Raw genomic sequence first — 215 nt, forward strand, 5'->3', positions numbered from 1 at the left:
AATGTACAGGCTACCGACCCAGATGTAGGAGATGTATTAACGTTAACAGCAACAGAAAAGCCAGATTGGTTAACCTTCACAGCAAATGGCAGTGGCACAGCTACGTTAACGGGTGCACCCACGAATGCAGATTTAGGAAGTAATTCAGTGACGTTAAGAGTAGTAGATAACTCAGGAGCAGCGATCAACCAGGTATTTACAATCAATGTAGATAA

Annotated in this window: 1 protein-coding gene; it reads left to right on the forward strand. The window is 42.8% G+C overall.

The genetic code is table 11. The annotated features are described in order from the left end of the window. Window positions 1-215, forward strand: a 215-nt coding sequence (locus tag E1140_RS21050; RefSeq protein WP_185153292.1) for a putative Ig domain-containing protein, incomplete at both ends; no start/stop codon positions are given.

This window comes from Fulvivirga lutimaris, assembly GCF_009711525.1.
Lineage (GTDB): Bacteria > Bacteroidota > Bacteroidia > Cytophagales > Cyclobacteriaceae > Fulvivirga > Fulvivirga lutimaris.